Below are 26,611 nucleotides of genomic sequence, written 5' to 3' on the forward strand. Positions count from 1 at the left end.
CGGTCACAACGGTGGAGCGGGTGGGAGGTCACGCACCGACCGCCCGCAGCTCGTGCCGGGGCGGTGGGGACGGGACGGGCGCGGGTGGGGCGGCGCGGGGAGCGCGGGTGGGGGCCGGCGCGGGCGCGCGTGGCTGTGGCGGTCAGGTGGGAGGTGTGCCCCAGACCAGGGTGGTGCCGGTGTACGCGGGGACGGTGCGGGCGTCGGTGTGGGTGGCCGACGGTGCGCGGCTGTGGTCGTCACGCTCGTCGAAGGACGACCAGTCGGTCTTGCTCATCCGCAGCTGGATGTCGCCGGTGTCCCGGCCGGCCACCAGGGTGCCGCCGGTGAAGCCGACCTCCAGGTAGGCGTCGGCGCCGGCGACCGGTGCGGACAGTGGGACCACCCTGAGCCGGATCCGTTCGCAGCCCACGGCGGCGTGGTCGCACCAGGCGTTCACCCCGGGTGCTCCCCCGTCGCGGGTGAAGTAGTGGCGGAGGGTCAGGGCGGACAGGTCGAGCGGCGCCGTACCGGTGTTGGCGACGCGCAGCTCCGGCCGGACGGCGTTGTCGGTGGGGGCCTGGTCGGTGGTGCGGTGCAGGACCCTGACCGCGCCGGACGGGCCGCCGGCGGGCGGGGTGGTGGCGGTGGCGCCGGGCGACGACACGGAGACATTGCCCGCGGCGTCCCGGGCGCGGACCGTGTAGCCGTACCGGGTGGAGGGGGCGAGCCCGGTGTCCGTGTACGTCGTGCCGGTCACGGGGGCGGCGTTGACCTTCACCCCGTCACGGTGGACGTCGTAGCCGGTGACGCCCGTGTCGTCGTCCGCCGGGGCCCAGCCGAGGGTGACGGAGGTGGGGCCGGTCGCCGTCGCGGTGAGCCGGGAGGGGGCGGTGGGCGGCGCGGTGTCGGCGGGGTCGCCCCCGCCGCCGTACACGTCGGTCAGGCTGAGGCCGGTGGCGCTGCCGGCGCCGCCGAGGGGGACCTGGTGGTCCAGGCTGACGAACTTGCCGCGGTGCTGCCACAGGGCGGGCTTGAGCAGGGCGTACTTCTCCTCGTCCCAGGTCTTCCAGTCCCCCAGCAGGAGCCCGCCGGTGTCACCGGAGTTGGGGTTGAGACACCAGAACGTCTGGTGGATGCGGTGCTCGACGATGAGGTCGCGCAGGGCCTTCATCCACTTCTCGTTGGGGCCGCCGTCCAGGAGGCCGCCCCACTCCCCGATGAGGAGGGGCGCGGTGTTCTCCTTGTGGAGGTAGAGCCAGTTGGGGTCCCAGACGTCCCGTTCGAGGGTGGTGCGGTTCCAGTCCCCGGTGAACCACGGCTGGGGGGCGACGAGCGGCCCGTAGTCATGGGGTGAGTAGACGAGCCGGTCGTTGCCCGCGCCGAGGTCCACGGGGTGGGTGCGGGCGCCGCGGAGGTTGCCGCCCCACCAGGTGGAGTGGTAGTCGGCGGCGTTCGTCGAGGACCAGTCGGAGCCGTTCCTCGGGTGGATCTGGACGCCTTCGCAGAGGATGAGCAGCTGGGGGTTGACGGCGAGGACGCGCCGTCCGGCCGTCTGGCAGGCGTGCTTGAAGTCGTCCTGGTCCCCGCTGCCGTCCCACTTGGCGCGCGGGTTCTCGCCGGCGCCGCCGTGGGGCTCGTTCTTGATGTCCATCGCGACGACGGTGTCGTCGCCCCGGTAGCGGGCCGTCACCCACTCCCAGGCCGTGTGGAAGTCCTCGACGGTGATGGCGCCCTTCCACCACACCGGGTGGACGTGGCCGGCGTTGTCGGCCTCCGCGCTGTGCACGTCGAGCATGACCTTGATGCCGAACCGCTTGCACAGGGAGAGCCAGTGGTCGAAGACCTCCAGGGTGGTCATCCCGGCGAGCTCGGGGTTGGCGTGCGCGTTGACGGCGCTGGACACGGCGGCCCGGCCCGCCTTCCACTCCAGGAGCAACTGGGTCGAGACGGGGACGCGGACGATGTTGATGCCGCGTTGCGCCATGGACCGGGTGGTGTCCGTGATGTTCGCGGACCACAGGCCGTGGAAGACGCGCTCGGTGGTGTTGAAGCCGAACCAGTTCGTGCCGGTGAGCCAGACCTCGTGGCCCCGGGCGTCGACGATGCGGTTGCCGCGGGTGCGCAACCAGTCGTCGCCGGGTGCGGGCGCCGCCGCCGCTCCCCCGCCGGACCGTGCGGCGACCGCGGTGGACGGGGCGGCCGCGGCCGGTGGGGCGAGCGTGTTCGGGCCGGTCGGGCCGTCGGCGGTCGGGCTCTGGGCCGGCGAGCTCCGGGCGTCCGGGGGGCGGGCGGTGGCGTCGGCGGCCGGTCCGGCGGCCCAGAGCAGCGCGCCGGCGAGGACCGCCGCGAGCGCCGCGCGCACCCGCACGTGCCGGTCACGGTGCGGGCGGGTCGTGAGTGACTGTCCCACTGCGTCTCCGTATGTCGAGTACATGTCAATACCACATATGGGAGCGCTCCCATGACGCCATCAAGCCAGCCCGTCCGGCGACTGTCAACCGTCCTCGCGCGAACCGCTTCCCGGGGACCGCCGGCTCCGGCGGGTACGGGCGGAGGCGTCAGCCGTGGCCGGGGCCGCCGGGCCCGGCCCGCCCTGGAGGCGTTCCAGGTCGCCGGGGCGCACCTGGACCACGAACAGCGCGATCAGGGCGCCGATCACGGCGAAGGCCGCGGCCAGGACGAACGCCGCCGACACGCCCGCCGCCAGCACCTCCTGCGCCCAGGGGGGCGGCAGTTCACCGGTGCGCCGGAACCGCAGCCGCTCCGGCGCGCTCGCCCGGGCGAGGAAGTCGGCGACCTGCCGCTCCCCCTCGTCGGCGCTCGCCGTGCCGAAGACCGTGACCAGGATGGACAGGCCCAGCGAACCGCCCACCTGCTGCGTGGCGTTGAGGAGCCCGGACGCCGCCCCCGTCTCGTCCTGCGCCACGTTGGAGAGCGCCATCAGCGTCAGCGACACGAACTGCATGCCCATGCCGAGGCTGAGGACCAGCATGGGTCCGAGGATGCTGCCCGCGTACGTCGAGTCGACGTCGGTGAGCGTGAGCCAGCCCAGGCCGATCGCGGCCAGCAGCGCGCCGGTCACCATGAACGGCTTGGGCCCGTACCGCGGCAGCAGTTGCGAGGCGACGCCGGCGCCGACCGCGATGACCGCGCTGACCGGCAGGAACGCAAGTCCCGCCTTGAGCGGTCCGAAGCCCAGCACGTTCTGCACGAAGAGCGTCAGGAAGAAGAACATGCCGAAGATGGCCGCCGCCAGACTGAGCATCATCCCGTACGTCCCGGCCCGGTTGCGGTCCGTGAACATGTGCAGCGGGGTGATGGGCTGCCGGGACCGGCGCTCCAGCCGCACGAAGGCGGTGAGGACCACCACGGCCGCCCCGAACGACGCCAGGGTGAGCGCGTCGCTCCAGCCCTCCTGCGCGGCGCGGATGAAGCCGTAGACCAGCACGACCATGCCGAGCGTGGACGTGAGGGCGCCGGCGACGTCGAAGTGGCCGGGCAGCTTGTCCGACTCCCTGATCCAGCGGGGCGCGGCCAGCAGGATGAGCAGGCCGATCGGCACGTTGACGAACAGCACCCAGCGCCAGTCGAGCCACTCGACGAGCATGCCGCCCGCGAGGAGGCCGATCGCGCCGCCCCCCGCCGAGACGGCGGCGAAGACGCCGAAGGCGCGGTTGCGCTCGGGGCCCTCCGGGAACGTCGTGCTGATGAGGGCGAGCGCGGTCGGCGAGGCGATGGCGCCGCCGACGCCCTGCAGGGCGCGCGCCGCCAGCAACTGCCAGGACTCCTGGGCGAGTCCGCCGAGCAGGGACGCCAGGACGAACAGGGCGACGCCCACCATGAACACGCGTCGCCGTCCCAGGATGTCGCCCGCGCGCCCGCCGAGCAGCAGCAGCCCGCCGAAGGCGAGCGTGTAGGCGTTGACGACCCAGGACAGCCCCGTGGTGGAGAAGCCGAGGGACCGCTGGATCTGCGGCAGGGCGATGTTCACGATGGTGATGTCGAGCACCACCATGAGCTGGCAACTGGCGATGACCAGCAGGGCGATCCCGCTGCCGCGGCCCCGCTCCGGGGCGGCGGCCCGCGGGGTCGGGGCGGGCCGGGGAGGCGTCATGGCGTTCATCGCCCTCGCTGAGGGGCCGTGGACGGGGGCCGTCCACCGTTCAACGCTAAGCCCGGGTCCGGGAGTCCACCACTCGGGTGGCGTCGGGGTCAGCGGGCGGCGGCGCACGCGTAGGTGAAGGCCGTGCCGGCGGTGTGCCTGCCCGGCGAGAGGACCTCCAGGTCGGCGCGGGCCGGGTAGGCACCCTCACCGTCGAACGTCCACAGCAGGTGGAGCCGGACCTCGTGCCGGCCGTCGGGGACGTGCTCGGTGAGCACGCCGGACGCGGTGCCGTCGCCGCGCAGCCAGCGGTAGGTGAGCGTGCCGGGGCGGCCGTCGGTGCGGACGACGCCGACGACGTCGGCGGTGCCGCCGCACGTCGCGCCGCCCGCCGGGACGACCCCGTCGGTGCGGACGGCCACGCCGTGGACGGCGACGGTGGGCCCGGACCGCTGCCAGGCGAGCAGGGCGAGGACGCCCAGGAACACCAGCGCGGGCAGGGCGTACCGGCGGCCGCGTACCCGCCGCCGGGGCGCGGGGCCGGGCGCGGGCGGTACGTGCGGCAGGACCACGGTCGGGGCGGAGCCCCTCGGCCGCGCCGCCGCCGTGACGCCGGGCCCGAAGCGGAGCACGGTGCCCTCGACGCGGTCCGGCCGCGCGGGGACCGGCGGGCGGGACGCGGCGACCGCCCTCGCACTGCCGTCGGGGCCGGCGGGGCCGGCGGGCCACCCGGGGCGGTCCGAGGGCCCCGCGGGGCGGTCGGGGCGGTCCACGGCGTCGCCGACGGGCTGGGCGGCGGGCCCGGCGGGCCACTCGGGACGGTCCACGGCGTCGTCGGCGGTGGGGGCGGGGTGGACGGTGGGCCCGTGGGAGCGGTCGGGGCGGTCGGGGTCGACGGGGTGGTCGGACCAGTGGGCGGCGAGGGCGGTGGCGCTGTACGCCGGGTCGTCCGCGGGGCGCGCCGGGTCGGGGACGCGGGGAGCGCTCACCGGATCTCGCACCTTCGGGTCCGCAGCTGCCGGGACGAGGCGCCGCCCGCGGGCGCCGGGTCGGTGGTGACCGCGGCGGTCCAGTGGCAGCCGGCGGTCCGGAAGGTGTGGGTGAGCGTGAGGGTGTGGATGTCGGCGCCACCGCGGCGGTACGTCTCCGTCGGCCCGTCCTGCGTCCCGGGGTTGCCCCAGGCGTCCCCGGCGTACCAGGTGACGTGGAGGGTGACGGGCCCGGGGCCGTCGGTGGTGACGTCGAAGGTGGCGGTCGCGGTGGCGGGGCCGGACTGCCGGAAGTCCCGGACCGCGACCGACCGGACGCCGGTGGCCGGTGGTGCCGTGCTCGGTGGTGGCGCGGACGTGCCCGGTCGCGGTCCCGTCGGGGCGGCCGGGGCGGCGGGGGCGGGCGCTTCCCCGGACGGCGGGGGCGCGGTGGCGGGCGGTCCCGTCGTGGACGGGGCAGCCGTCTCCCGTGCGTCCGGTGTGCCGGACGGGGCGTCCGTGGCCCCGGTCGCCGTCCCGGTCGGGGTCGGCGAGGGCGCCGGTCCGGTCGACGCCGCGGCGGAGGGCGTCGGGGCGGAGGGCGTCGGGGCGGAGGGCGTCGGGGCGGAGGGCGTCGGGGCGGGGGACGCGCCGCCGGTGGGTGACGGGGCCGGCGTGTCGCCCACCGGGCGCACCCCGGTGGTGGCCACGGCCTCGACGCCCGTGCCCGCGGGTCCGGAAGTCGCCTGCGACGCGCCGCCGAGGAGGGGGACGAGGCCGAGGAGCAGCGCGCCCGCGACCGCGGCCCAGCCGAGCGGTCCGGGCAGCCACGCGCGCCACCAGCCGCCGCCGTCACCACCGCCGTCACCGTCGCCGAGGGAGGTGGTCGCGAGGTCGGTCGCGCTGCCCGCCCGGTCCCCGGCGGAGGGGAACAGCAACGGCAGCAGCGCCGCGAGGGAGGCCAGGCGGCCACGGCCCCGTTCCTCCCAGCCCGGTCCGCAGGCCGCGGCGGCGGCCGCCTCCAGCTCCGCGACGAAGGCGGCGGCCTCGCCGGGCCGCTCCCGCGGTGTCTTCGCCAGGCCGCGCCGCACAAGCGCCCGCAGCGGCTCGGGCACGCCCTCGACGGGTACGGGCGCCTCGACGTGCATCAGGGCGAGTTCGGCGATGTTCTCGCCGGTGAAGGGCTTGCGGCCGGTGAGGCACTCGTGGAAGACCGCGGTGGCGGCGTACACGTCGGAGGCCGGCGAGGCGGGCGCGCCGGTCCACTGCTCGGGCGCCATGTAGGCGGGTGTGCCGGCGACGGCCACGACGGCGCCGTCGCCCGTGGCGATGCCGAAGTCGACGAGCCGGGAGGCGCCGTCGGCGGTGACGAGGACGTTCTCCGGCTTGTAGTCGCGGTGGACGACACCGCGCGCGTGGGCGGCGGCGAGTCCGAGCAGCGAGCCCTTCAGGACGGTGAGCGCGGCCTCGGGGCCGACCGCGCCGTACTCGCGGAGCAGGGCGCGCAGGGCGAGGCCGTCGACCAGCTCCATGACGATGGCGGCGCCCTCCGGGGCCTCCACGTACTCGTACAGCCCGACCACGTGCGGTGACGCGAGGGTGCCGAGCAGTCGGGCCTCGTCGCGGAAGCCGCGGACGAACGCCGGGTCGCCGCGCAGGCCCTCGCCGAGGTACTTCACGGCCACCGGCAGCCCGGTGGCGTCGTGGACGGCGAGCACGACGCGCCCGCACGCCCCCGAACCGAGCTCGCGGACGTCGGTGTAGCCGGGTACCGACCAGCCGTCCATACGGCCTCCCCCAGGTCCTCGCGCGGTGGCCCTCACGCGGTCTTCACGACCGCTCCCCCACAGGGACACCTTTCGGCTACGGCTGGTTCCCGACCTCTCCGGACGCGCGCTCTCCCCGGGCCGGCGGCCTCCGGGGCGGTGTGCGCGCGGTCGCGACGGCGACACGCGCGGTGCTAGAAATAGGTCATGAGGGGCAAGAGTGGACGTCTCGGACGGCCCGCGCGCCGGGAGAGGTTCCTCGGGGTGCGCAGCGCCGCCGGACAGGTGCTCTTCCTCCAGATCGTGGTGGCCGTGGTGCTCATCGCCGCCGCGGTCGTCGCCCTCGCCTTCCAGGCGCGGTACGACGGCGAGCGCGACGCGCGTCACCGCTCCCTCGCCTCGGCCGAGTCCTTCGCGGACGCCCCCGGGACCCTCGCGGCACTGCGCCCCCCCGATCCGGCCACCCTCCAGCGCCACGCCGAGGCCGCGCGGAAGGGGTCGGGCGTGGACTTCGTGGCGGTGATGGCGCCGGACGGCACCCGCCTGGCCGACAGCGACCCCTCGCTCGTGGGGACCCGCGCGGAGGACGTGGAGCGGGCGGCGTCGGGCACGCCGTTCACCGAGATCTTCCAGGGCGACCCCGACGAAGCGGCGCGGGCCGTCGTCCCCGTCGCGGACGCCGACGGGACGGTGGTGGGCCTGGTCTCCGCCGGCGTCAGCATCGACAGCGTGGGTGACGCCGTCGACCGGCAGCTGCCGGTGTTCCTGGGCGCGGGTGGGGCCGCCCTCGCGCTCGCGACGGTCAGCTCGGCGCTGGTCAGCAGGCGGCTGCGGCGGCAGACGCACGGCCTGGGCCCGGCGGAGATGACGCGGATGTACGAGCACCACGACGCCGTGCTCCACGCCGTCCGCGAGGGAGTGCTCATCGTCGGGGAGGACGGGCGGCTGACCCTCGCCAACGACGAGGCGCGCCGGCTGCTCGCCCTGCCGCCGGACGCCGAGGGCCGCCGCGTCACCGACCTGGGCCTGGCCGGCGACACGGCGGGGCTGCTCACCTCCGGGCGCACGGTGACCGACGAGGTCCATCTGACCGGCGACCGGCTGCTCGCGGTCAACACCCGCCGTACCCGTCCGTACGGCGGGCCGTCCGGCACCGTCGTGACGCTGCGGGACACGACGGAGCTGCGCGCCGTGACCGGCGTGGCGGAGGTCGCGCGGGAGCGGCTGACGCTGCTGTACGAGGCGGGGGTGCGGATCGGCACGACCCTGGACGTCGTCCGCACGGCCGAGGAGCTGACGGAGGTGGCGGTCCCGCGGTTCGCGGACTTCGTGACGGTGGAACTGCTGGACCCGGTGCTGCGCGGCGAGGAGCCGACCGGGGCGCACTCGGTGATGCGCCGGGCCGCGGTCAGCGGCGTGCGGACGGACCACCCGCTCCAGCCGGCCGGTGACCTGATCCGCTTCGACGTGCCGACGACCCCGATGGCGGCGGCCCTGGACAGCGGCCGGGCGGTGCTGGAGGCGGACCTGACGGTGGCGCACGGCTGGCGCGCACAGGACCCGGCCGGGGCCGACGTGGCGGTGGCGTACGGGATCCGCTCGCTGGTGACCGTGCCGCTCCAGGCACGGGGTGTCGTCGTGGGCATGGCCAACTTCTGGCGCGTGACGCACTCGGGGCGGTTCGAGGAGGAGGACCTCGCCTTCGCGGAGGAGCTGGCGGCGCGGGCGGCGGTGGCGATCGACAACGCCCGCCGGTTCACCCGGGAGCACGCCATGGCGGTGACGCTCCAGCGCAGCCTGCTGCCGCGGGTGCTGCCGGAGCAGGACGCGCTGGAGATCGCCTACCGGTACCTGCCGGCGCAGGCGGGGGTGGGCGGCGACTGGTTCGACGTGATCCCGCTGCCGGGCGCGCGGGTGGCGCTGGTCGTCGGCGACGTGGTCGGGCACGGGCTGCACGCCGCCGCGACGATGGGCCGGCTGCGCACGGCGGTGCACAACTTCTCCACGCTCGACCTGCCGCCGGACGAGCTGCTGGGCCACCTCGACGAGCTCGTGTCGCGGATCGACGAGGAGGAGACAGGCGACGGCGCGGCCGGGATCTCCGGCGCGACCTGCCTGTACGCCATCTACGACCCGGTGGCGGGGCGCTGTTCGATGGCGTCCGCGGGGCACTTCGCGCCGGCGGTGGCGCTGCCCGAGGGGTCGGTGGAGCTGCCCGAGGTGCCGGTGTTCCCGCCGCTGGGGCTCGGGGGCGGACCGTTCGAGACGTACGAGGTGCGACTGCCGGAGGGCAGCAGTCTGGTGCTGTACACGGACGGGCTGATCGAACACCGGGAACGGGACCTCGACACGGGGCTGCGGCTGCTGCGCGAGACGCTGGCCGACGGCCCGGGGCGGACGCCGGAGGAGACGTGCCGGGCGGTGTTCGGGGCTCTGCTGCCGCCCAGCCGCGACGACGACGTGGCCCTCCTGGTCGCCCGCACCCGGTTGCTGCCGGAGGACCGCGTGGCCGACTGGGACGTGCCGAGGGACCCGTCGGCCGTGGCACCCGTGCGGGCCGCGTGCGTACGGCAGTTGGAGCGCTGGGGGCTGGAGGAGATCGGCTTCAGCACCGAGCTGATGCTGAGCGAGCTGATCACCAATGCCATCCGGTACGGCTCCGATCCGATCCACGTGCGCATGCTGCGCGACCGGAGCCTGATCTGCGAGGTGTCGGACGGCAGCAGCACCTCGCCGCACCTGCGGAGGGCCGCCACCACGGACGAGGGCGGGCGGGGCCTGTACCTGGTCTCGCGGTTCGCCGGCCGGTGGGGGACGCGGTACACGCCGAGCGGCAAGGTCATGTGGACCGAGCAGTCACTGACGGGCGGCGCGCCGCCACCGGACGCGTCCGCCCTCTTCGACGACGCCGCGTGGTGAGGGCGGCCCGCGCGCCGGCCCCGGGCGGGGCGCCCGGTGCCGGTCACAGGTGGCGGCGGACGCGGGACGCCTGCCGCTCGTACGCCGCGCGGGCCGTGACGGCCGCCTCCCGCGTGGCCACCTCGGCGACCGGCACGTCCCACCAGGCGGCCGCGCCCGGGGCGGCCGGCCCCGTCTCACCCGTCTCGACGTACACGCAGGTGGGCCGGTCGGAGGCGCGGGCCGCGGTCAGCGCGGCCCTCAGCTCGCCGACGGTGGCCGCCCGCAGGACGTCCATGCCGAGGCTCGCGGCGTTGGCGGCCAGGTCGACGGGGAGCGGGTCGCCCGTGTACGAGCCGTCGGCGGCCCGGTAGCGGTAGGCGGTGGCGAAGCGCTCGCCGCCGGTCCGCTCGGAGAGGCCGCCGATGGAGGCGTAGCCGTGGTTCTGGACGAGGACGACGTTGATCGGCAGGCCCTCCTGCACGGCGGTCACCAGCTCGGTGGGCATCATCAGGTAGGTGCCGTCGCCGACGAGCGCCCACACCGGCGTGCCGGGCGCCGCGAGCTGTACGCCGATGGCGCCCGGGATCTCGTAGCCCATGCAGGAGTAGCCGTACTCCAGGTGGTACTGGCGCGGGGAGCGGGCGCGCCACAGCTTGTGCAGGTCGCCGGGGAGGGAGCCGGCGGCGTTGACGACGACGTCCTCGTCGCCGACGACCGAGTCGAGGACGCCGAGCACCTGGCTCTGCGTCGGGACGGCCCCGTCGTCGTCCGCGCGGAACGCGGCGGTCACGGCGCCCTCCCAGCGCTCGCGGCCCGCGCGGTACTCGGCCTCGTACGCCGCGTCGACGCGGTACCCGGCCAGGGCCGCGGTGAGCGCCTCCAGCCCGGAGCGGGCGTCGGCGACGAGGGTGCGGGCCGCCATCTTGTGCGCGTCGGCGGGGTTGACGTCGAGGTTGACGAACCGGACGTCCGGGTGGGCGAAGAGGGTGCCGGACGCGGTGGTGAAGTCGGTGTGGCGGGTGCCGACGCCGAGGACGAGGTCGGCGGTGCGGGCGATGTCGTCGGCGGCGGCCGTGCCGGTGTGGCCGACGCCGCCGAGGTCGGCGGGGTGGTCGTGGCGGAGGGACCCCTTGCCGGCCTGGGTGGAGGCGACGGGGATGCCGGTCGCGTCGACGAGCGCCCGGAGGGCGTCCTCCGCCTCGCTGTGGTGGACGCCGCCGCCCGCGACGACGAGCGGGCGCCGGGCGGCCCGCACCGCGCGGACCGCGGCGTCGAGCTCGGCCGGGTCGGGGGCGGGGCGGCGCATGGGCCAGACACGTTCGGCGAAGAACTCCTCCGGCCAGTCGTACGCCTCGGCCTGCACGTCCTGCGGCAGGGCGAGCGTCACCGCACCGGTCGCGGCGGGGTCGGCGAGGACGCGCATGGCGCGCAGCGCCGAGGGCACCAGCGCCTCCGGCCGGGTGACACGGTCGAAGGAGCGGGAGACGGGACGGAGGGTGTCGTTGACGGAGACGTCGGCGTGCACCGGGTGCTCCAGCTGCTGGAGGAGCGGCTCGGCGGTGCGGGTGGCGAAGGCGTCGCCGGGCAGCAGCAGGACGGGGAGGCGGTTGATCGTGGCGAGGGCGGCGCCGGTGACGAGGTTGGTGGCGCCGGGGCCGATGGACGTGGTGACCGCCTGGGCGGAGAGCCGGTTGCACTGCCGGGCGTAGCCGACCGCGGCGTGCACCATGGCCTGCTCGTTGCGGCCCTGGTGGAACGGCATGGCCGCCCCGCCCGCCTCCAGCAGCGCCTGGCCGATCCCGGCGACGTTGCCGTGCCCGAGGATGCCCCAGGTGCCGGCGACCAGCCGGCGCCGCACCCCGTCGCGTTCGGTGTACTGGGCCGTCAGGAAGCGCACCAGCGCCTGGGCGACGGTCAGGCGGCGGGTCGACGGGCTCATCGGCACCTCACGGGCTCGGCGGGGCGTACAGGGGCAGGCGGGGGTCGACCGGCTGGTCGCGCCAGGTGGCGCGGACCCAGGCGTGGTCGGGGTGGTCGCTGATCAGCCAGGCCCGTTCGGCGCCCGGCCCGGCCATGACGTTGAGGTAGTACATGTCGTGCCCGGGGGCGGCGACGGACGGGCCGTGCCAGCCGTCGGGGACGAGGACGGTGTCGCCGTCGCGGACCTCCACGAGGAGGTCGGTGCCGCGCCCGTGCCCCGACGGGGAGACGCGGTGGTAGCCCAGGCCGGGGGCGCCGTGCCGGCCCGGGGCGACCTCGAAGTAGTAGATCTCCTCCAGGACGGACTCCTCGCCGGGGCGGTCCTCGTCGTGCTTGTGCGGCGGGTGGGAGGACCAGTTGCCGCCGGGGGTGAGCACCTCGACGGCGATGAGCCGGTCGCAGTCGAACACGTCGGCCGCGGCGAAGTTGTTGACCTGGCGGCTGCACGTGCCGGTGCCGCGCAGTTCGACGGGGACGCCGGTCGCGGGGCCGTGGCGGGCGGGCAGGCGCCGCTCGCAGCGGGCGCCGGCGAGGGCGAACCGGCCGCCGCCGCGCGAGGTCAGCTCCACGCGCGCGTCCCGGGGGGCGTAGGCGAAGTCGGTGACGGCGGTGAAGACGTCGGCCCGGCCGGCGAGCGGGAGGGTGAGCCCGTCGACCTCGACGGTGCAGGCGCCGGCGAGCGGGAGCACGATCCACTCGCTGCCGCCGGCGTCGAAGGCGTGCCGCCCGCCGGGGGGCAGGGCGAGGACGCGCAGGGAGCAGTGGCCCCACCCGGCGGACTCGGGGGTGACCTCGACGGCGTACGGGCCGTGCGCCGCGGCCCCGGCGGGCAGGTGGTCGGAGGCGGTCATGTCTGCTCCCTGGGAGCCGGTGTCGATGGCGGTGTCGATGGCGGTGTCGCCGGGATGCCGGCGTGCCGGGGGTCTCGGGGGTGTCGGTACGCGCTGGGCGCGGGTGCGGCCGGCCGTACGTGGTGCGGGGGCCTTCGCGGGTGCGGGCCGCGCGGGTGCGGGCCCGCGTGGGTGCGGGCCGCGCGGGCGGGGGTACGGCGTACGGGCCCGGGGCGGGCGCGGTCGTACCGTCCGGTGGCGGGGCCCGGGGGCGGGGGGCCGGTCGGTCGCACGGCAGTGCGGTCAGCCGTGGGCGGTGCGGGCGGTACGCGCGGTGTGCGCCGGTCCGCCGGCGAGGAGGTCGTCCAGTTCGGCCGCCGTGGGCATCGCCTCGGAGCAGGCGAGGCGGGAGGCGACGAGGGCGCCGGCGGCGTTGGCGTACCGCAGTGTCCGCTCCAGCTCCCAGCCTGCCAGCAGCCCGTGGCACAGGGCGCCGCCGAACGCGTCGCCCGCGCCGAGGCCGTTGACCACGTCGACCGGTACGGGCGGGACCTCGGCGGCCGTGCCGTCGCGGTGCAGGGCGAGGACGCCCCCGGGGCCCCGTTTCACGACGGCGAGGTCGACCCCCGCGTCCAGCAGGGCGCGGGCGCACGCGAGGGGGTCGCGCAGGCCCGTGGCCACCTCGCACTCGTCGACGTTCCCGACGGCGACGGTGGCGTGGCGCAGGGCGCGGGCGTAGTGGCGGCGGACCTCGGTAGCGTCGTCCCACAACATCGGGCGCCAGTCGAGGTCGAAGACGGTGGTGCCGGCCCGGTCGCGGGCCTCCAGCGCCGTGAACGTCGCGGTGCGGCTCGGTTCGGCGCTCAGTCCCGTGCCGGTCGTCCACAGGATTCGGGCGGCGCGGAGCGCGTCGAGGTCGAGCTCGTCGGGGTGGATCTCCAGGTCGGGGGCCTTGGGTCGGCGGTAGAAGTAGAGCGGGAAGTCGTCGGGCGGGAAGAGCTCGCAGAAGGTGATCGGGGTGGGGAGGCCGGCGACCGGGGTGACCCAGCGGTCGTCGACGCCGAAGTCCCGCAGCGCCCGGTGCGCGTAGGTGCCGAAGGGGTCGTCCCCGGTGCGGGTGACGACGGCGGCGGAGCGCCCCAGTCGGGCGGCGGCGACGGCGACGTTGGTCGGCGAACCGCCGAGGAACTTCCCGAACGTCTCGACCTCGGACAGGGGCACGCCGGTCCGGAGCGGATAGAGGTCGACGCCGATGCGGCCCATGGTGATCAGGTCGAAGGTCTCGGCGGAGTGGGGCATGCGCGTCGCTCCTGGTGCCGGCGGGCGGGGGGCAGGGGGCGGTGACCGCTGTCCCCAGGTCTACGGGGTGCCCGGGGTGGTGTCAACGCCATGTACGGACATCCTGACCTCGTCCTGAGAGGATGTCCTGACAAGGTGTTGACAGGGCGCCGCCCACCCACTTGTATCCGAACCGTGCGACCGGGGCGGCCGGCCGGGGACCGGGCGCGCACGCGGGCGGCTCCCCTCACCCCCGTGGCCCCGTCGTCGTCCCTCCCCGCCCCGCCGACCGCCCGCCGGGTGAAAGGACCGCCGTATGGACGCCGCCGGCCCCGTGTCGGGCCCCGCCGGTACCCCGCTCCTGGACCGCATCAGGGTGGGCTCCGCCCCCGACTCGTGGGGGGTGTGGTTCGCGGACGACCCGCGGCAGGTGCCCTGGGAGCGGTTCCTCGACGAGGTCGCCGGGGCGGGGTACGAGTGGATCGAGCTGGGCCCGTACGGCTATCTGCCCACCGACCCGGCCCGGCTCGCCGACGAGACGGCCCGGCGCGGCCTGCGGGTCTCGGCCGGCACGGTCTTCACCTCGCTGCACCACGGGCCCGCCGTCTGGGACGCCACCTGGGCGCACGTCCGTCAGGTGGCGGCGCTCGCGCGGGCGGTGGGGGCCGGGCACCTGGTGGTCATCCCGTCGTTCTGGCGGGACGACCGCACGGCGGCGCTCGTCGAGCCGCCCGAGCTGACCGCCGAGCAGTGGACGCACCTCGCGCGCGGCACGGAGCGGCTCGCCCACGAGGTGCGGTACCGGTACGGCCTGCGGATCGTCGTCCACCCGCACGCCGACACGCACCTCGACACCGAGGAGCACGTCGAGCGGTTCCTCGACGCCACGGACCCGGGGCTGGTGGACCTGTGCCTGGACACCGGGCACTACGCCTACTGCGGCGGTGACAGCGTCAAGCTGATCGAGACGTACGGCGAGCGCATCGGCTACCTGCACCTCAAGCAGGTCGATCCGGCCGTCCTCGCCGACGTCGTGGCGAACGGCGTCGCCTTCGGGCCGGCCGTGCGGCGCGGCGTGATGTGCGAACCGCCGTCGGGGGTGCCCGCCCTCCCCCCGGTCCTGGCGGCGGCGCAGCGCCTGGGCGTGGACCTGTTCGCCATCGTGGAGCAGGACATGTACCCGTGCCCACCGGACAAGCCGCTGCCCATCGCCGTGCGGACACGGCGGTTCCTGCGCTCCTGCGGCGCCTGACGGCGCCCCCCGCCGACCCGGAAGGAACCCTGGACCATGACCCAGCGCGGGACGCTCGGCGTCGCCGTCGTCGGCACCGGCCGGATGGGCGCCGACCACGTCCGCCGCATCGACCGGGTGATCCCCGGGGCGCGGGTGGCCGCCGTCGCGGACGTGGACGCCGGGCGGGCCGCGGCGGTCGCCGCGGGCGTGGACGGCTGCTCGGTGCACACCGACCCGGCCGCCGCGATGGCAGCGCCGGGCGTCGACGCCGTCGTCGTCGCCTCCCCCGGCCCGGCGCACGAGGCGGCGCTGCTCACGGCGCTGGAGTACGGGCTTCCGGTGCTGTGCGAGAAGCCCCTCACCCCGGACGCGGCGGCGGCGCTGCGGGTGGTGCGCGCCGAGGAGCGGCTCGGGCGGCGGCTGGTCCAGGTGGGCTTCATGCGGCGGTACGACGCGGAGTACCTCGGGCTGAAGGCCCTGCTGGACGAGGGCGGGCTGGGGCGTCCGCTGATGCTGCACCACCGGCACCGCAACGCCGCCTCACCGCCCGGGTTCACCGACGCGATGCTCGTCGAGGACTCGGTGGTGCACGAGGTGGACGTGACGCGCTGGCTGCTGGGCCAGGAGGTCGCGGCGGTCACGGTGCTGCGCCCGAGGGCGTCGGGCAACGCCCCGGAGGGGCTCGCCGACCCGCAGTTCGTGGTGTTCGAGACGGACGGCGGCGCCCTGGCCGACGTGGAGGTCTACCTCAACTGCCGTTTCGGGTACCAGGTGCAGGCCGAGGCCGTGTGCGAGAGCGGTACGGCGCGGATCGGCGACGCGCACGGCATGCTCCTCAACACGGCGGGCCGCTGGGGCGGCCGGGTCGCGGCGGGGTTCGAGGAGCGGTTCGAGGACGCGTACGACCGCCAGGTGCGGGCCTGGGTGGACGCCACGCGGCGCGGTGAGGTCACCGGGCCGAGCTGCTGGGACGGGTACGCGGCGGCGGCCGTGTGCGAGGCGGGGGTGCGCGCGCAGGTCGGCGGGGGACGTGTGGAGGTGGCGCTCGCCGACCGCCCGGCCCTCTACGCCTGACCGGGGGCCGCCCCGGTACGCGCCCGTCGGCCCGGCGGGTGGGACGGGTACCGCGCCGCCGGACGGAGCAATGGGCGCGTGGCCGGGGCGGTGGCGCGCACAGGGCCGGGACACCGTCTCCTCGAAGGGGGTCCCCCTGCGTGGAAGCATCCCGCTCGCCGTCCCGGCCCTGGTCTGCGCGCTCGCGGTGACCGCGGGTGCCGCCGCGGCCGCCGTCGCGGCCGTCACCGACACGGACGACCGGGGCACGGACGACCGCGGCACGATCAGCGCCCACACGGACCCCCGCGGTACGGACGCCTCCGGTACGGAGCTTCCGGGGAGGGGCCTCCCCGGCTCGGACGGCACAGGTGCGGACGCCCCGGGTACGGGCGGTCTCCTGTTCGGCGTCGGCAACGTCGTACAGCGGCCGGAGCACCGGCCGGTGAATCACTGCGGCAATCTGGACGGCCGGGGCTGGTCCGCGGACGCGTCCGACCTCACCGCGTCGCCGGCTCCGGGGCAGGGCTCGGGGACCTGCCCCGGAGGGACGGTCAGTACGGGCCGTTGACGTTGTCGATGGAGCCGTACCGGTCGGCCGCGTAGTTGCACGCGGCGGTGATGTTGGCGACCGGGTGGTACGGGTCCAGCGGCGTGCCGGGCACGTGGTACGCGGTGAAGGTCGGGTCGATGACCTGGAGAAGGCCCTTGGAAGGCGTTCCGGCGGCCGCGTTGGAGTCCCAGTTGTTGATCGCGAGCGGATTTCCCGAGGATTCACGCATGATGTTCCGGTGAATTCCCTCGTAGGTGCCGGGAATTCCGTGCCGCGCCAGGACGTCCAGGGATTCCCTGATCCAGCCGTCGAGGTCGTCGGTGTACGTCTTCGTCTGCACGGGGGCCACGGCCGGGCGGGCCTGGGAACGGTCGGCGCGGGCCGGCGCGGGGCGCTCTGCGGCCTTCGCGCCGAGCGTGAGCTTCATGCCGGGCCGGATGTGTGACGGGTCGTCACCGATGACCGGGCGGTTGTCCTGGAACAGCTTCTTCCACCCGCCGGTGACCGCGTGGTCGGCGGCGATGCGGAAGAGCGTGTCGCCTGCGGCCACGGAGTACGTCGTGGGCTTGGCCGCGGTCACGGCGGCGGCCGGCGCGGCCGTGACCTGCGCCGCGGTGACGAGCTGCGTCGTGACGGGCGCCGCCGAAGCGGTCGCGGCGCCGGCCAGGGGCAGGGCGAGAGCGGCTCCACCGGCGCTCGCGACGGCGAGGGTACGGACGAGGCGGTTGTTCCTGGGACGGCGGTGCTTACCCTGTGCGGGCATGGGGGCGTTCCTCTCCGGCGCCTGCGAGGTGAGCTGTCGGGTTCGGACGGGAGATGTCCGGCGGTGGCCGCGGCCACCACTCCACCCCGAGCCGCTCCGGGGACCGGACCGGCGACTTACCTGGTTCCCCCGCTCCTGCCGTGCGTGAGTGGGTGCGGAGTCCGGAAGGCGGCAGGATTCGGCGTTCCCTCCGGAATGCGGTGACCGTAGACGACGGCGGTCGGCGGGAACAAGGCCCGGAATTCCCGCGGGTGATCAATTCCCAAGACCATTTCGCGTGAATTCCTTGACACCGCAGGCCGTCCGGGAATGACGGGCGGTTCCCCGCGTGACGGACGTCACGGGACGCGCCGGCCGCGACCGGGCGGCACAATCCGCCCTAAAGCTCGGCTAATTCGCTCCTCTCCCCCTAAAGGCCCACAATAAACACGGACATCAACGAAACGGACATGACCGCGCGTCCCAGCCGTTGAGGTGAGCGCCGCCCGGGCGGGTCCGGGGAGCGCCGAGCGGTTGCGCCGCCCCGACGGGCGTTCCAGGCTGAATCGATCGGAAACAGCCGACAAAGGGATGGATCGTACAGAAATCGGCATTTCTCATGGCTCACCGTCGGGTGTGGGCGACCTGGGCGGTGCTTCCGGGCCTCACGGCGCCGGCGGTCACGACCACGCCCTCTGCGGCGGCGCCGGAATCCACCCGCGCCGCCGCGCCCGCGTCGGCCCGCCCCGTCGTCGACTGGGCGCGCACCACCGCGGAGACCGCCGGCCAGGGGGGGGTACGCGTCCGAGGATGTGCTCGGGCCCTCGTCCCGGCCGACGTCCACAACGCGCGCCCTTCGCGGGCGCGCGGCTGGGCCGGCTCCGCCCCCTGCTCACGGACCGCCCCGAGCGCTTCCGCCCGGGACCGCCTCCCGGGCTGTCCTCCGCCCGCCACGCCGCCGACCCCGCGGAGGTGGAGGCCTTCGGCTCGAGGACCGGTTCACGGCACACCCCGGAGCAGACCTCCACCGCGCCGTTCTCCACCAAGCTCGACCTCCAGGGCGCCCTGGCCGACCGCGCCGCCCGCCGCGCCTCGACCTGGTGGACACCGCCCGCCCGCACGCCGCCGTCAACACCGTGCAGGCCGACACCGTCATCGCCGCCTGGGACGCGGGACTCCGCCACGGCTCCTGGCGACCCGTCACCGCCCCCTCCACGAGGCGGCGACCGACGGCAGCCCGCGCACCGAGCCCGCCCCCGGCCGGCAGCCGCTCCTCGAAACCCCCGCGCACCCCGACCAGCGCAGCGGCCACGCCGCCACGGCCGGCGCGCCGACCCGGACGCCGACCCTGCTGTCCGGCAGCCCGCGGCCGGACCTGCGCATCACGTCGGTCGTCGCGAAGGTCGCCCGCACCCACGCCCGCCACGACGACCAGGACGCCATCGACGCCCGGGGGCGGGCGGGCGTCCACACCCGCACGGCCGACGTGGTCGCCGACGCCACGGGCCGACAGGTGGCGGCCCGGGCGCCGGGCGGGGTACCTCCGGCCGGTGCGCGGCCGGCCCCGGCACGCCGACGCGCGGGCCCGCCGGCGGAACGGGGTCCTCCCGTCCCACCGGCGGGCCCGCGCGCCCTCGCACCGGGGCCGAGCAGTACGTCGAACGCGTCCCAGGGTCGATCCGTGGCCCGAGGGCGGGTGGAGCGGGGCGACCGCGCTCCGGTCGTGGTACGCGGCCGCCCTGCTCGTGGTGCCCGCGACGACGCCGCCGCCGGCCCCTGTTCAGCCGCCGACGCGGGTGACGCCGAACATCAGGGTGCGACGGGCGACGTCGTAGTGGACGGTTCCGGTGTTCGACAGCAGGTCCTGCAGGACGTCGGCGTCGGCGGCGTCCACGGTCAGCACCTCTTCCCAGGCCCCCTCGTCCAGGACGAGCTGGAGGGTGAAGGTACCGGGAGCGGCGGGGTCGCCGGCGACCCAGCTGAACTGGTAGTGGCTGAGCTGGCGGACCTTGATGCTGTCGTCGGTGAGCGGTTGCTCGACCTTGGCCATGTGCTTCTCCTCGTGCGACGGGCGATGCTCCCTGCGGGAGGACTCCGGTGGGTGCCGGGGCGACCGGGTCTCGCCCTCGGCCTACGGAACGCTCGTGGTCAACGGTCGTCGCGCCGCCGGTCGGGCGCATCGGTCTCGATGTGCTCCTTGCGGACCTGGCCGCGGACTTCCTCTTCCTCGACGTGTTCGTCGGTCTCCAGGCGCACCCGCTCCACCGGGACGGCCTCGGTCTCGACGACGGGGCGCTCGGCGTGCAGGGTGACTTCGTGCTCGGCCTCGGTGATCTCGGGGCCGGACAGCGCGGCGTCGCGGTTCGCGTCGGTGATCGGCTCGCGTTCGACGCGGACCTCCTCGTGCCGCACGGGCACGGTCTTCTGGACCTCCTCCGTGACCACGTACTTGCGCAGGCGGGCCCGGCCCACTTCCTGCCTCTCGGTGCCGACGTGCAGCCGCTCCTCGGAGCGGGTCATCGCGTCGTCACCACCGCGGTCCGTCGCGGCCGGCCTGGTCCCCCTGTCGGTTTCGGAGCGGGCCCAGCCTCCCTCACCGGACCGGTTGGCCTGCTCCCACGACTCGTCCCACGCGATGCCGTAGTGCTCGTACAGCCGGTGCTCCTCGTCCTCGGACAGGTGCCCGCCCGCGTCGACGTCCACGTTGGGCGCGTTCTTGACCTTGCTCTTGTCGTAGGGCACCTCCAAGTGGTCACCGACCACGGCGGCGTCCTTGACCGGCACGAAGGACTCACTGGTGCCGAACATTCCGGTCTTGACGCTGACCCACTCCGGGCGGCCGGTGGCGTCGTCGAGGAAGACGTGCCTGGCTTCGCCGATCTTGCTCCCGTCGGGGTCGTAGACGGGATGGTCGAGCACGCTCGGGATCTGCTCTCGGGTGATCATGTGGACCCTCCTGCTTCCTCATCGGGGCTTCCCCGTCCGGCTCACCGATCCCGATGGGACGAAACATCTCTGGAGTGCACAAAAACGACATTTCCCTGTGGGTGACGCACGTGTCCCCCTGCCCGTCGCGGCCTGCTGGGCGGCGACGGGCAGGGGTCGGCGACGGGCAGGGGGGCCGGATCTGGCCCCGCCGGGCCGTGTCCCGCTACCTGAGGCGCGCGGCGAGCGGGAGGTTCTGCCGGCGCACGTCACCGGCGACGAGCCTGGCCACCTGCTGGGCGCCGTGGGTGTCGAAGTGGGTGCGGTCGTCGCAGAAGAAGGCCCCTACGGGTCCCGATCCGTAGTCGCCGTTGTGGGGGCAGAAGCGCAGGCTGTTGTAGAGCGAGACGCTCAGCGTCTGCAGGTCGACGACCGGCGCCCGGGCGGCGGTCCCCGCGGCGTGGGTCTGCTCGACGAAGCCGCGGTTCCTGGTCGCCGTGCTGCCGGAGCAGGTGAGGGCGGCGACGGGGGTGAGCAGCACCGGGTGGGCGCCCCGGGCGAGGGCGGCCTTCGCCATCATCGTCATCAGCTGCTGGTAGCGGGCCGGGCCGACGTGCCGCGGGCAGGTGGAGGAGGAGTCGTTGATGCCGAACTGGATGAACAGGTAGTCGCCGGCCTTCATCCCGGTGCTCGCGTTCAGCATCGCCTGCCAGCGGGCGGAGTACGTCGGGGAGGTGATGACGCACTCGCCGTCGGAGCCCTTCGTACCGCTCACGTTCGACTCGTACAGCCACGTCTGGATGCTGCGGCCGCCCACCGCCTGGTTCCTGACGGTCACGCCACTGTCGAACAGGGCGCCGAACTGGCTGCCCCAGCCGACGGGGCAACGGCCGTTGGGGTTGGCCATGGTGGAGTCACCGGCCAGCCAGACGGTGACCGGCTGCGCCGCGGCCCGTGCGGCGGGGGCCGCCGCGCCGGAGGCGCCGGCGCAGTGCGCCGCGGTGGCGTCGGCCGCCGAGGCGGCGCGGACGCCGAGGCCGGACAGGGCGATGACCAGCGCGGCGGTGAGGAGCGTCCGCGTCGGCGACCTCCGCGACGTCCACCACCTCGGCGGCTTCCACGAGTCCGGCGCGCTCGGTGGGTTCGGTTCGCTCGGTGGGTTCGGTTCGCTCGGCACGTCCGGCGGGTTCCATTCGCCGGCCGCGTTCGGTGCGCTCGGTGCGCTCGGTGCGTTCTCCATCGGGTTCCCTTCCGGGTCGGGGTGCGTTCGGCGGCCGGTCAGCGCAGGTACGCGGCCAGGGGCAGGTTCTGTTCCCGGACGCCCTGGAGCACCAGCCCGCCGATACGCGTCGCGCCGTACTGCGAGAAGTGGGTGTTGTCGGTGACGCCGTCGACGGAGGAGCGGAGGTAGAGCTGTGCGGAGGCGGTCGGACCCAGGGATTCGACGAGCGCCTTGCTCCGGGCGGTCAGGTCGATGACCGGCACGTTCCGCGCCGCGCCGAGCGCGCGCATCTCGCCGGGCAGGTTCACACCGGCGCCGTTGACGTGGAGCGCCGTGGGGGTGAGTCGGTCGCCGTCGAACAGCCGCCGGACCGGTGGCGTGACCAGGACCGGTACGCCGCCCTTGGCCCGGACCTGGGTGATCATGGTCGTGAGGTTGTTCCGGAAAGCGGACGCGCCGGTCTGCTTGTCGTTGTGGCCGAACTGGATGAAGACCGGGTCGTTCGCCCTGACCTTCGACAGCAGCGCCGGGAAGAGCGCCGCGTTTCCCAGGAAGCTGCCCGAACTCTCGCCGGAGTCCGCGTGGTTGGCGATGACGGCGCCGGGGCGCACCGCGGCCGTGACCATCTGGCCCCAACCGGTGTACGGAGCGGTCGGCTGGTCGCACACGGTGGAGTCGCCGGCCAGGTGGGCGACCAGCGGCCGGGTCGCCGGCTTCACCGAGACGGCCGAGACCTGCGGGGCGGGCCCGGTGAAGCGGATGTCCAGACCGGGGTTCCCGGTCCCGCCCTGGCCGGTCGGCTGCCCCTCCGGCTGCCGCACGTCCACCGTGAACGCGTACGTGGCGACGGCACCGGCCGCCGTTCCCGTCGCCGGGAGCATCAGCCGTCGGGCCTCCACCCACATCTCGGTCCGCCCGGCGGCGGCACCGCCGCCGAGGGAGACCGCCACGTCGTAGCTGCCCGGGGGGACGGCGTAGTGGCAGGTGATCGGGGCGGTGCCGGAACAGCCGGCCGGGAGGGCCCGTGACGCGGCGGTACCGGCGTGCGCCGCTCCCGTCCCCGCGAGCGTCGCGAGGGTCAGGAGACCGGCTGCCGCCAGCCGGGGCCGGCTCCCGCCCCGGCCGCGCGGTGTCATGGCTATGACAAACATGGGTCCTCTTCTCGGTCGGATGGATGTCAGGGGGTGTGTCGAGGGGGGACGAGGGCCGGCGTTCCGGCGCTCAGGCCTGGGTGAAACCGTTCATGATGACGGTGGGGCGCTTGGTGGCGGAGTCCCAGGCGCCCATGGCGTAGCCGGTGAACGGGGACATGCACTCCGGCTCCCAGTAGAAGATGCCCTGCCCTCCGTTGGCCTTCAGCGCCTTGATGTAGGCGACCAGCGCCGCCTGCGTGGAGGAGGCCCTGTCCACCCGCCCGCCGAACTCGCTCTGCAGGAAGGGCTTGCCGTAGGCCGCGGAGATCCTCTGCATGTTCGCCACGATGCCGGGGGCGTACTCGGCGCTGCCGTAGGAGGAGAACACCGACATGTCCCACTTGCCGCCGTTGGCGGCGAAGCGACTGAAGAACGTCGTCATCACGTCGTACTTCTGCGGCTGGGCCAGGTGAATGCAGACGGTCGTGTTCGGGGAGACCGCCTTGACCTGGGTGTACGCCGCGTTGAGCAGACCCGTCATCTGCGCCGGCTGGGAGACGCCGCCGACGGGGCGGCAGATCCCGCTGTTGATCTCGTTGCCGATCTGCACCCAGGCCGGGAGGACGTCGTTGGCCTTCATCACGCCCATGGTCCGCTGCACGTAGCCGCTCATCGCGGCGACCATCTGCTGGTAGGTCATGTTCCTCCACGCGGCGGGCGGGTTCTGCACCCCGACGGAGTTCCAGGTGTCGCCGAACATGTAGTCCAGCATGATCGACATCCCGGCGGCCTTGACCCGCCTGGCGAAGGCGGCGACCTCGTGGATGCCGCAGTGCCCGTTGGCCGGGTCGCTCGACGGGTTCACGAACGTGCGCAACCGCACCGCCGTGATGCCGTACCCCTTGAGGATGGCCAGCAGGTCCTGCTGCTGCCCGCTCGCGTTGCGCCAGGAGTGACCGTGTGCCTCCATCTGCGGTGCCCAGCTGATGTCGACGCCCTTGACGAAGCCCGCGGCGGCGTGGGCCGGCGCCTCGAGTTCGGCGAGCGCGGCCGCCGTGGCGATGGCCCCGGCGGTCGCGGTGGTGGCCTTGAGCAGCGTGCGGCGGCTGATCCGCCCGTGTCCGGGCGCGGGGGTCGGGGACATGCTCGCTCCTTCTCGTGCGCCCGCCGTACGCGGGACGCGGCGGGCGGCGCGGTTCGTCGTGGGGGAGGCGCCGCCGGGCACTGGTGCGGATGGGCAGAGGCGGTCGGTGACGGGCCCGGCGGCGGTGGAAGGGGCGCCGATGGTCGGTGGTCCCACGGGTGGGCACGGCGCGGCCCCGGCGTGTGCGAGAGAGCGGGACGCCCCTCCGTCGACCCGCGGCGCCGCCCCTGCGCACCCATCCGGTCGGCTCCGATGGTGCACACGGACCGCTCACCGCTGTGATCGTGCACAGGGGCGAGGGGCAAGGAGGTACGAATGAGCTTCAGGTGCCTCAGGAAGCTTCCCGATCGCGCACCCGACTGTCAACCAGTACTCAACATCCGCCGTCGGGTCCGCACTGCTCGCGTGACCGACGGGATGACACCGCCATCGGCCGACGCCCTCGGCGGATCGGAGGAACACCCCTGGTCGTAGGCCTCGGACAGCGGCACTCGGCCAGTGGCCCCCCTCGGACCGCCGGTCGCCGGATTCCCGCGAGACCGAACAGGGTCGAACAGAGAAGTATGCGAGAAGGCTTGACGCCCCCTCGGCGCCTTCCTACGCTCCCGGCGCATGGGAGCGTTCCCACGTCCCGCCCAGTGGGTCGTCCTCCCCGGGCGCTCCCGCCCCCCCACTCCCGGAGGTCATCGTGACCGACGCACCCTGGCGCCCGCGCGCCGCGATCCGACCGTGGCGGCTCCGCGGGCGGTCGGGCGGCCGGCTGATCGGCGGCATCGCGGCCGCGACCGCGCTGGCCGTCTCCGCCCTCACCGCCGTCCCCCCGGCCGCGCAGGCCGCGACCGCCCGTCAGGTGGAACGCCTCGACCGGGGGTTGACCAGCACCCACACCGGCAGCGGCAACCTGGTGTCGTGGCGCTGGCTGGCCACCGACCCGGACAACGTGACGTTCAACGTCTACCGTGGCACCACCCGGCTCAACTCCACGCCCCTCGGCACCTCGACGAACTACTTCGACGCCGGCGCCCCCGCGTCGGCCGACTACACGGTGCGCGCCGTGGTGAACGGCGCCGAGCAGGCGCCCTCCGCGCACGCGCTCCGGTTCCGGTCCGGGTACCTGGACGTGCCGATCTCCCCGCCGGCGGGCGGTACGACCCCCGACGGGGTGGCGTACACGTACGAGGCCAACGACGCCAGTACCGGCGACCTCGACGGCGACGGACGGCTCGACCTGGTCCTGAAGTGGCAGCCGACCAACGCCAAGGACAACGCCCACTCCGGCCACACCGGCAACACCGTGATCGACGGCCTCACGCTCGACGGCACCCGCCTGTGGCGCATCGACCTGGGCCGCAACATCCGCTCGGGCGCCCACTACACGCAGTTCCAGGCCTACGACTACGACGGCGACGGCAGGGCCGAGGTCGCGATGAAGACCGCCGACGGCACCCGGGACGGCACCGGCGCGGTGATCGGCAGTCCCTCCGCCGACCACCGCACCTCCAGCGGCTACGTCCTGGCCGGACCGGAGTACCTGACCATGTTCGAGGGCCGGACCGGCAGGGCCATGCAGACCGTGGGCTACGTCCCGGCCCGCGGCAACGTCGCGTCCTGGGGCGACAGCTACGGCAACCGCGCCGACCGCTTCCTCGCCGGCACCGCCTACCTGGACGGCTCGCGCCCCTCCCTCGTCATGGCCCGCGGCTACTACACGCGTACCGTCATCGCCGCCTGGGACTGGCGGAACGGCCAGTTCACGCGCCGCTGGACCTTCGACACCAGCGCCGCCCCCCACAGCGGCAAGGGCTACGACGGCCAGGGCAACCACAGCCTGTCCGTCGCCGACGTCGACGCCGACGGCAGGGACGAGATCGTCTACGGGGCCATGACCGTCGACGACGACGGCAACGGCCTGTGGACCACCAGGCTCGGCCACGGCGACGCGGGACACGTCGGGGACCTCAACCCGGCGCGGCCGGGTCCGGAGTACTTCAAGGTGTCCGAGGACAAGAGCAAGCCCGGCTCCTGGATGGCCGACGCGCGCACCGGCCAGGTCCTGTGGCAGACGGCCTCCGGAGCCGACAACGGGCGGGGTGTGGCCGGTGACGTCCACGCCGGCAGCCCGGGCGCCGAGGCCTGGTCCGCCTCCGACGGCACCCTGCGCTCGGCGACCGGCGCCTCCGTCGGCCGGAAACCGTCCAGCATGAACTTCCTGTCCTGGTGGGACGGCGACACGGTCCGCGAACTCCTGGACGGCACCCGCATCGACAAGTACGGCACGTCCGGCGACACCCGCCTGCTGACCGGTTCGGGCGTCTCCTCCAACAACGGCACCAAGTCGACGCCCGCGCTGTCCGGGGACATCCTCGGCGACTGGCGGGAGGAAGTCGTCTGGCGCACCGGCGACAACCGCGCCCTGCGGATCTACAGCACACCCCACCAGACGCACACGCGCATCACCACGCTGCTCCACGACACCCAGTACCGCACCGCGCTGGCCTGGCAGAACACCGCCTACAACCAGCCGCCGCACCCGAGCTTCTTCATCGGCGGCAACATGGCCACGCCGCCCCGTCCCACCGTCCGCACCCCCTGAGGGTCCGGCCGTCGGGAGTTCGGGAGTGAGGAGGGCGACGGCGGGCCGGGCCGGCCGCCGTGCCCTCCTCGCTGCCGGTCGACCGGGTACCGCGGTGTCGCGGGGCGGCCTTCCGTGGGCGGTGAGGGCCGGCCCGCCGCAGTACCCGCCGGGACGCGGGGACGACGCGGCGGGGCGGGCGTCCGTCGCTCGGACACCGCAGGGG

Annotated in this window: 19 protein-coding genes and 1 riboswitch; of the genes, 5 read left to right on the forward strand and 14 right to left on the reverse strand. The window is 74.9% G+C overall.

Annotation, left to right across the window (positions count from 1 at the left end):
• Nucleotides 1-142: 142 nt before the first annotated feature.
• The 4 genes from NRO40_RS02095 to NRO40_RS02110 form a co-directional block, all read right to left on the reverse strand.
• On the reverse strand, nt 143-2,392 hold the full coding sequence (locus tag NRO40_RS02095; protein WP_058942798.1) for a cellulase family glycosylhydrolase: 2,250 nt from the start codon (nt 2,390-2,392) through the stop codon (nt 143-145).
• Between the two features lie 84 nt (nt 2,393-2,476).
• On the reverse strand, nt 2,477-4,096 hold the full coding sequence (locus NRO40_RS02100; RefSeq protein ID WP_058942823.1) for an MFS transporter: 1,620 nt from the start codon (nt 4,094-4,096) through the stop codon (nt 2,477-2,479).
• A gap of 98 nt (nt 4,097-4,194) precedes the next feature.
• A complete protein-coding gene (locus tag NRO40_RS02105; RefSeq protein WP_058942797.1) occupies nt 4,195-5,073 on the reverse strand; it encodes a hypothetical protein in 879 nt (292 codons plus the stop codon).
• The gene (locus tag NRO40_RS02110) at nt 5,070-6,839 is read right to left on the reverse strand and encodes a serine/threonine-protein kinase (RefSeq protein WP_058942796.1); all 1,770 of its coding nucleotides are present in this window, start codon (nt 6,837-6,839) and stop codon (nt 5,070-5,072) included. Before NRO40_RS02110 ends, NRO40_RS02105 begins: the two co-directional genes overlap by 4 nt.
• A gap of 186 nt (nt 6,840-7,025) precedes the next feature.
• Here NRO40_RS02110 and NRO40_RS02115 point away from each other — a divergent pair, with 186 nt between their 5' ends.
• Nucleotides 7,026-9,737, forward strand: coding sequence for a SpoIIE family protein phosphatase/ATP-binding protein (locus tag NRO40_RS02115; RefSeq protein WP_058942795.1), 2,712 nt, complete (start codon nt 7,026-7,028; stop codon nt 9,735-9,737).
• A gap of 43 nt (nt 9,738-9,780) precedes the next feature.
• Here NRO40_RS02115 and iolD read toward each other — a convergent pair whose 3' ends face one another.
• The 3 genes from iolD to iolC all read right to left on the reverse strand — a co-directional run bounded on the left by iolD (nt 9,781) and on the right by iolC (nt 13,828).
• The gene (gene iolD / locus NRO40_RS02120; RefSeq protein WP_058942794.1) at nt 9,781-11,658 is read right to left on the reverse strand and encodes a 3D-(3,5/4)-trihydroxycyclohexane-1,2-dione acylhydrolase (decyclizing); all 1,878 of its coding nucleotides are present in this window, start codon (nt 11,656-11,658) and stop codon (nt 9,781-9,783) included.
• Between the two features lie 7 nt (nt 11,659-11,665).
• Complete coding sequence (gene iolB / locus NRO40_RS02125) at nt 11,666-12,550, reverse strand: 5-deoxy-glucuronate isomerase (RefSeq protein WP_058942793.1); 885 nt, start codon at nt 12,548-12,550, stop codon at nt 11,666-11,668.
• A gap of 282 nt (nt 12,551-12,832) precedes the next feature.
• Nucleotides 12,833-13,828: a 5-dehydro-2-deoxygluconokinase gene (iolC, locus tag NRO40_RS02130; RefSeq protein WP_058942792.1), complete on the reverse strand. Its 996-nt coding sequence runs from the start codon at nt 13,826-13,828 to the stop codon at nt 12,833-12,835.
• A 295-nt stretch (nt 13,829-14,123) separates the two neighbouring features.
• Here iolC and NRO40_RS02135 point away from each other — a divergent pair, with 295 nt between their 5' ends.
• The 3 genes from NRO40_RS02135 to NRO40_RS02145 all read left to right on the forward strand — a co-directional run bounded on the left by NRO40_RS02135 (nt 14,124) and on the right by NRO40_RS02145 (nt 16,665).
• Nucleotides 14,124-15,059, forward strand: coding sequence for a sugar phosphate isomerase/epimerase family protein (locus NRO40_RS02135; protein WP_058942791.1), 936 nt, complete (start codon nt 14,124-14,126; stop codon nt 15,057-15,059).
• A 36-nt stretch (nt 15,060-15,095) separates the two neighbouring features.
• Entirely contained in the window at nt 15,096-16,115 is a 1,020-nt protein-coding gene (locus tag NRO40_RS02140; RefSeq protein WP_058942790.1) for a Gfo/Idh/MocA family protein, read from the forward strand.
• 70 nt (nt 16,116-16,185) lie between these two features.
• Nucleotides 16,186-16,665: a hypothetical protein gene (locus tag NRO40_RS02145; RefSeq protein ID WP_058942789.1), complete on the forward strand. Its 480-nt coding sequence runs from the start codon at nt 16,186-16,188 to the stop codon at nt 16,663-16,665.
• Here the strand turns inward: NRO40_RS02145 and NRO40_RS02150 are convergent.
• The 7 genes from NRO40_RS02150 to NRO40_RS02180 form a co-directional block, all read right to left on the reverse strand.
• The gene (locus NRO40_RS02150) at nt 16,649-17,410 is read right to left on the reverse strand and encodes a transglycosylase SLT domain-containing protein (RefSeq protein WP_058942788.1); all 762 of its coding nucleotides are present in this window, start codon (nt 17,408-17,410) and stop codon (nt 16,649-16,651) included. The two genes, NRO40_RS02145 and NRO40_RS02150, sit on opposite strands and share 17 nt — an antisense overlap.
• A 5-nt stretch (nt 17,411-17,415) precedes the next feature.
• A riboswitch (cyclic di-AMP (ydaO/yuaA leader) is annotated at nt 17,416-17,571 on the reverse strand.
• 1,018 nt (nt 17,572-18,589) lie between these two features.
• The gene (locus NRO40_RS02155) at nt 18,590-18,892 is read right to left on the reverse strand and encodes a hypothetical protein (protein ID WP_058942787.1); all 303 of its coding nucleotides are present in this window, start codon (nt 18,890-18,892) and stop codon (nt 18,590-18,592) included.
• 277 nt (nt 18,893-19,169) lie between these two features.
• Complete coding sequence (locus tag NRO40_RS02160; protein ID WP_058942786.1) at nt 19,170-19,439, reverse strand: hypothetical protein; 270 nt, start codon at nt 19,437-19,439, stop codon at nt 19,170-19,172.
• Between the two features lie 98 nt (nt 19,440-19,537).
• Nucleotides 19,538-20,335: a DUF2382 domain-containing protein gene (locus tag NRO40_RS02165; protein ID WP_058942785.1), complete on the reverse strand. Its 798-nt coding sequence runs from the start codon at nt 20,333-20,335 to the stop codon at nt 19,538-19,540.
• Nucleotides 20,336-20,540: 205 nt separating this feature from the next.
• Nucleotides 20,541-21,554: an SGNH/GDSL hydrolase family protein gene (locus NRO40_RS02170; protein ID WP_232791106.1), complete on the reverse strand. Its 1,014-nt coding sequence runs from the start codon at nt 21,552-21,554 to the stop codon at nt 20,541-20,543.
• 38 nt (nt 21,555-21,592) lie between these two features.
• Complete coding sequence (locus tag NRO40_RS02175; protein ID WP_058942784.1) at nt 21,593-22,672, reverse strand: rhamnogalacturonan acetylesterase; 1,080 nt, start codon at nt 22,670-22,672, stop codon at nt 21,593-21,595.
• A gap of 85 nt (nt 22,673-22,757) precedes the next feature.
• Nucleotides 22,758-23,813, reverse strand: a complete 1,056-nt coding sequence (locus tag NRO40_RS02180; protein WP_058942783.1) for a glycosyl hydrolase 53 family protein — start codon at nt 23,811-23,813, stop codon at nt 22,758-22,760.
• 763 nt (nt 23,814-24,576) lie between these two features.
• Between NRO40_RS02180 and NRO40_RS02185 the strand changes: the two genes are divergently transcribed.
• Entirely contained in the window at nt 24,577-26,406 is a 1,830-nt protein-coding gene (locus tag NRO40_RS02185) for a rhamnogalacturonan lyase (protein WP_456243088.1), read from the forward strand.
• Nucleotides 26,407-26,611: the final 205 nt, after the last annotated feature.

The organism is Streptomyces changanensis, assembly GCF_024600715.1.
GTDB lineage: Bacteria > Actinomycetota > Actinomycetes > Streptomycetales > Streptomycetaceae > Streptomyces > Streptomyces changanensis.

Coding starts and splice junctions, on each gene's coding strand:
- NRO40_RS02100 (WP_058942823.1), bottom strand. CDS start 4,096: ATGACGCCTCCCCGGCCCGCCCCGACCCCGCGGGCCGCCGCCCCGGAG.
- NRO40_RS02110 (WP_058942796.1), bottom strand. CDS start 6,839: ATGGACGGCTGGTCGGTACCCGGCTACACCGACGTCCGCGAGCTCGGT.
- NRO40_RS02115 (WP_058942795.1), top strand. CDS start 7,026: ATGAGGGGCAAGAGTGGACGTCTCGGACGGCCCGCGCGCCGGGAGAGG.
- iolD (WP_058942794.1), bottom strand. CDS start 11,658: ATGAGCCCGTCGACCCGCCGCCTGACCGTCGCCCAGGCGCTGGTGCGC.
- iolB (WP_058942793.1), bottom strand. CDS start 12,550: ATGACCGCCTCCGACCACCTGCCCGCCGGGGCCGCGGCGCACGGCCCG.
- iolC (WP_058942792.1), bottom strand. CDS start 13,828: ATGCCCCACTCCGCCGAGACCTTCGACCTGATCACCATGGGCCGCATC.
- NRO40_RS02135 (WP_058942791.1), top strand. CDS start 14,124: ATGGACGCCGCCGGCCCCGTGTCGGGCCCCGCCGGTACCCCGCTCCTG.
- NRO40_RS02140 (WP_058942790.1), top strand. CDS start 15,096: ATGACCCAGCGCGGGACGCTCGGCGTCGCCGTCGTCGGCACCGGCCGG.
- NRO40_RS02145 (WP_058942789.1), top strand. CDS start 16,186: ATGGGCGCGTGGCCGGGGCGGTGGCGCGCACAGGGCCGGGACACCGTC.
- NRO40_RS02150 (WP_058942788.1), bottom strand. CDS start 17,410: ATGCCCGCACAGGGTAAGCACCGCCGTCCCAGGAACAACCGCCTCGTC.
- NRO40_RS02160 (WP_058942786.1), bottom strand. CDS start 19,439: ATGGCCAAGGTCGAGCAACCGCTCACCGACGACAGCATCAAGGTCCGC.
- NRO40_RS02165 (WP_058942785.1), bottom strand. CDS start 20,335: ATGATCACCCGAGAGCAGATCCCGAGCGTGCTCGACCATCCCGTCTAC.
- NRO40_RS02170 (WP_232791106.1), bottom strand. CDS start 21,554: ATGGAGAACGCACCGAGCGCACCGAGCGCACCGAACGCGGCCGGCGAA.
- NRO40_RS02175 (WP_058942784.1), bottom strand. CDS start 22,672: ATGACACCGCGCGGCCGGGGCGGGAGCCGGCCCCGGCTGGCGGCAGCC.
- NRO40_RS02180 (WP_058942783.1), bottom strand. CDS start 23,813: ATGTCCCCGACCCCCGCGCCCGGACACGGGCGGATCAGCCGCCGCACG.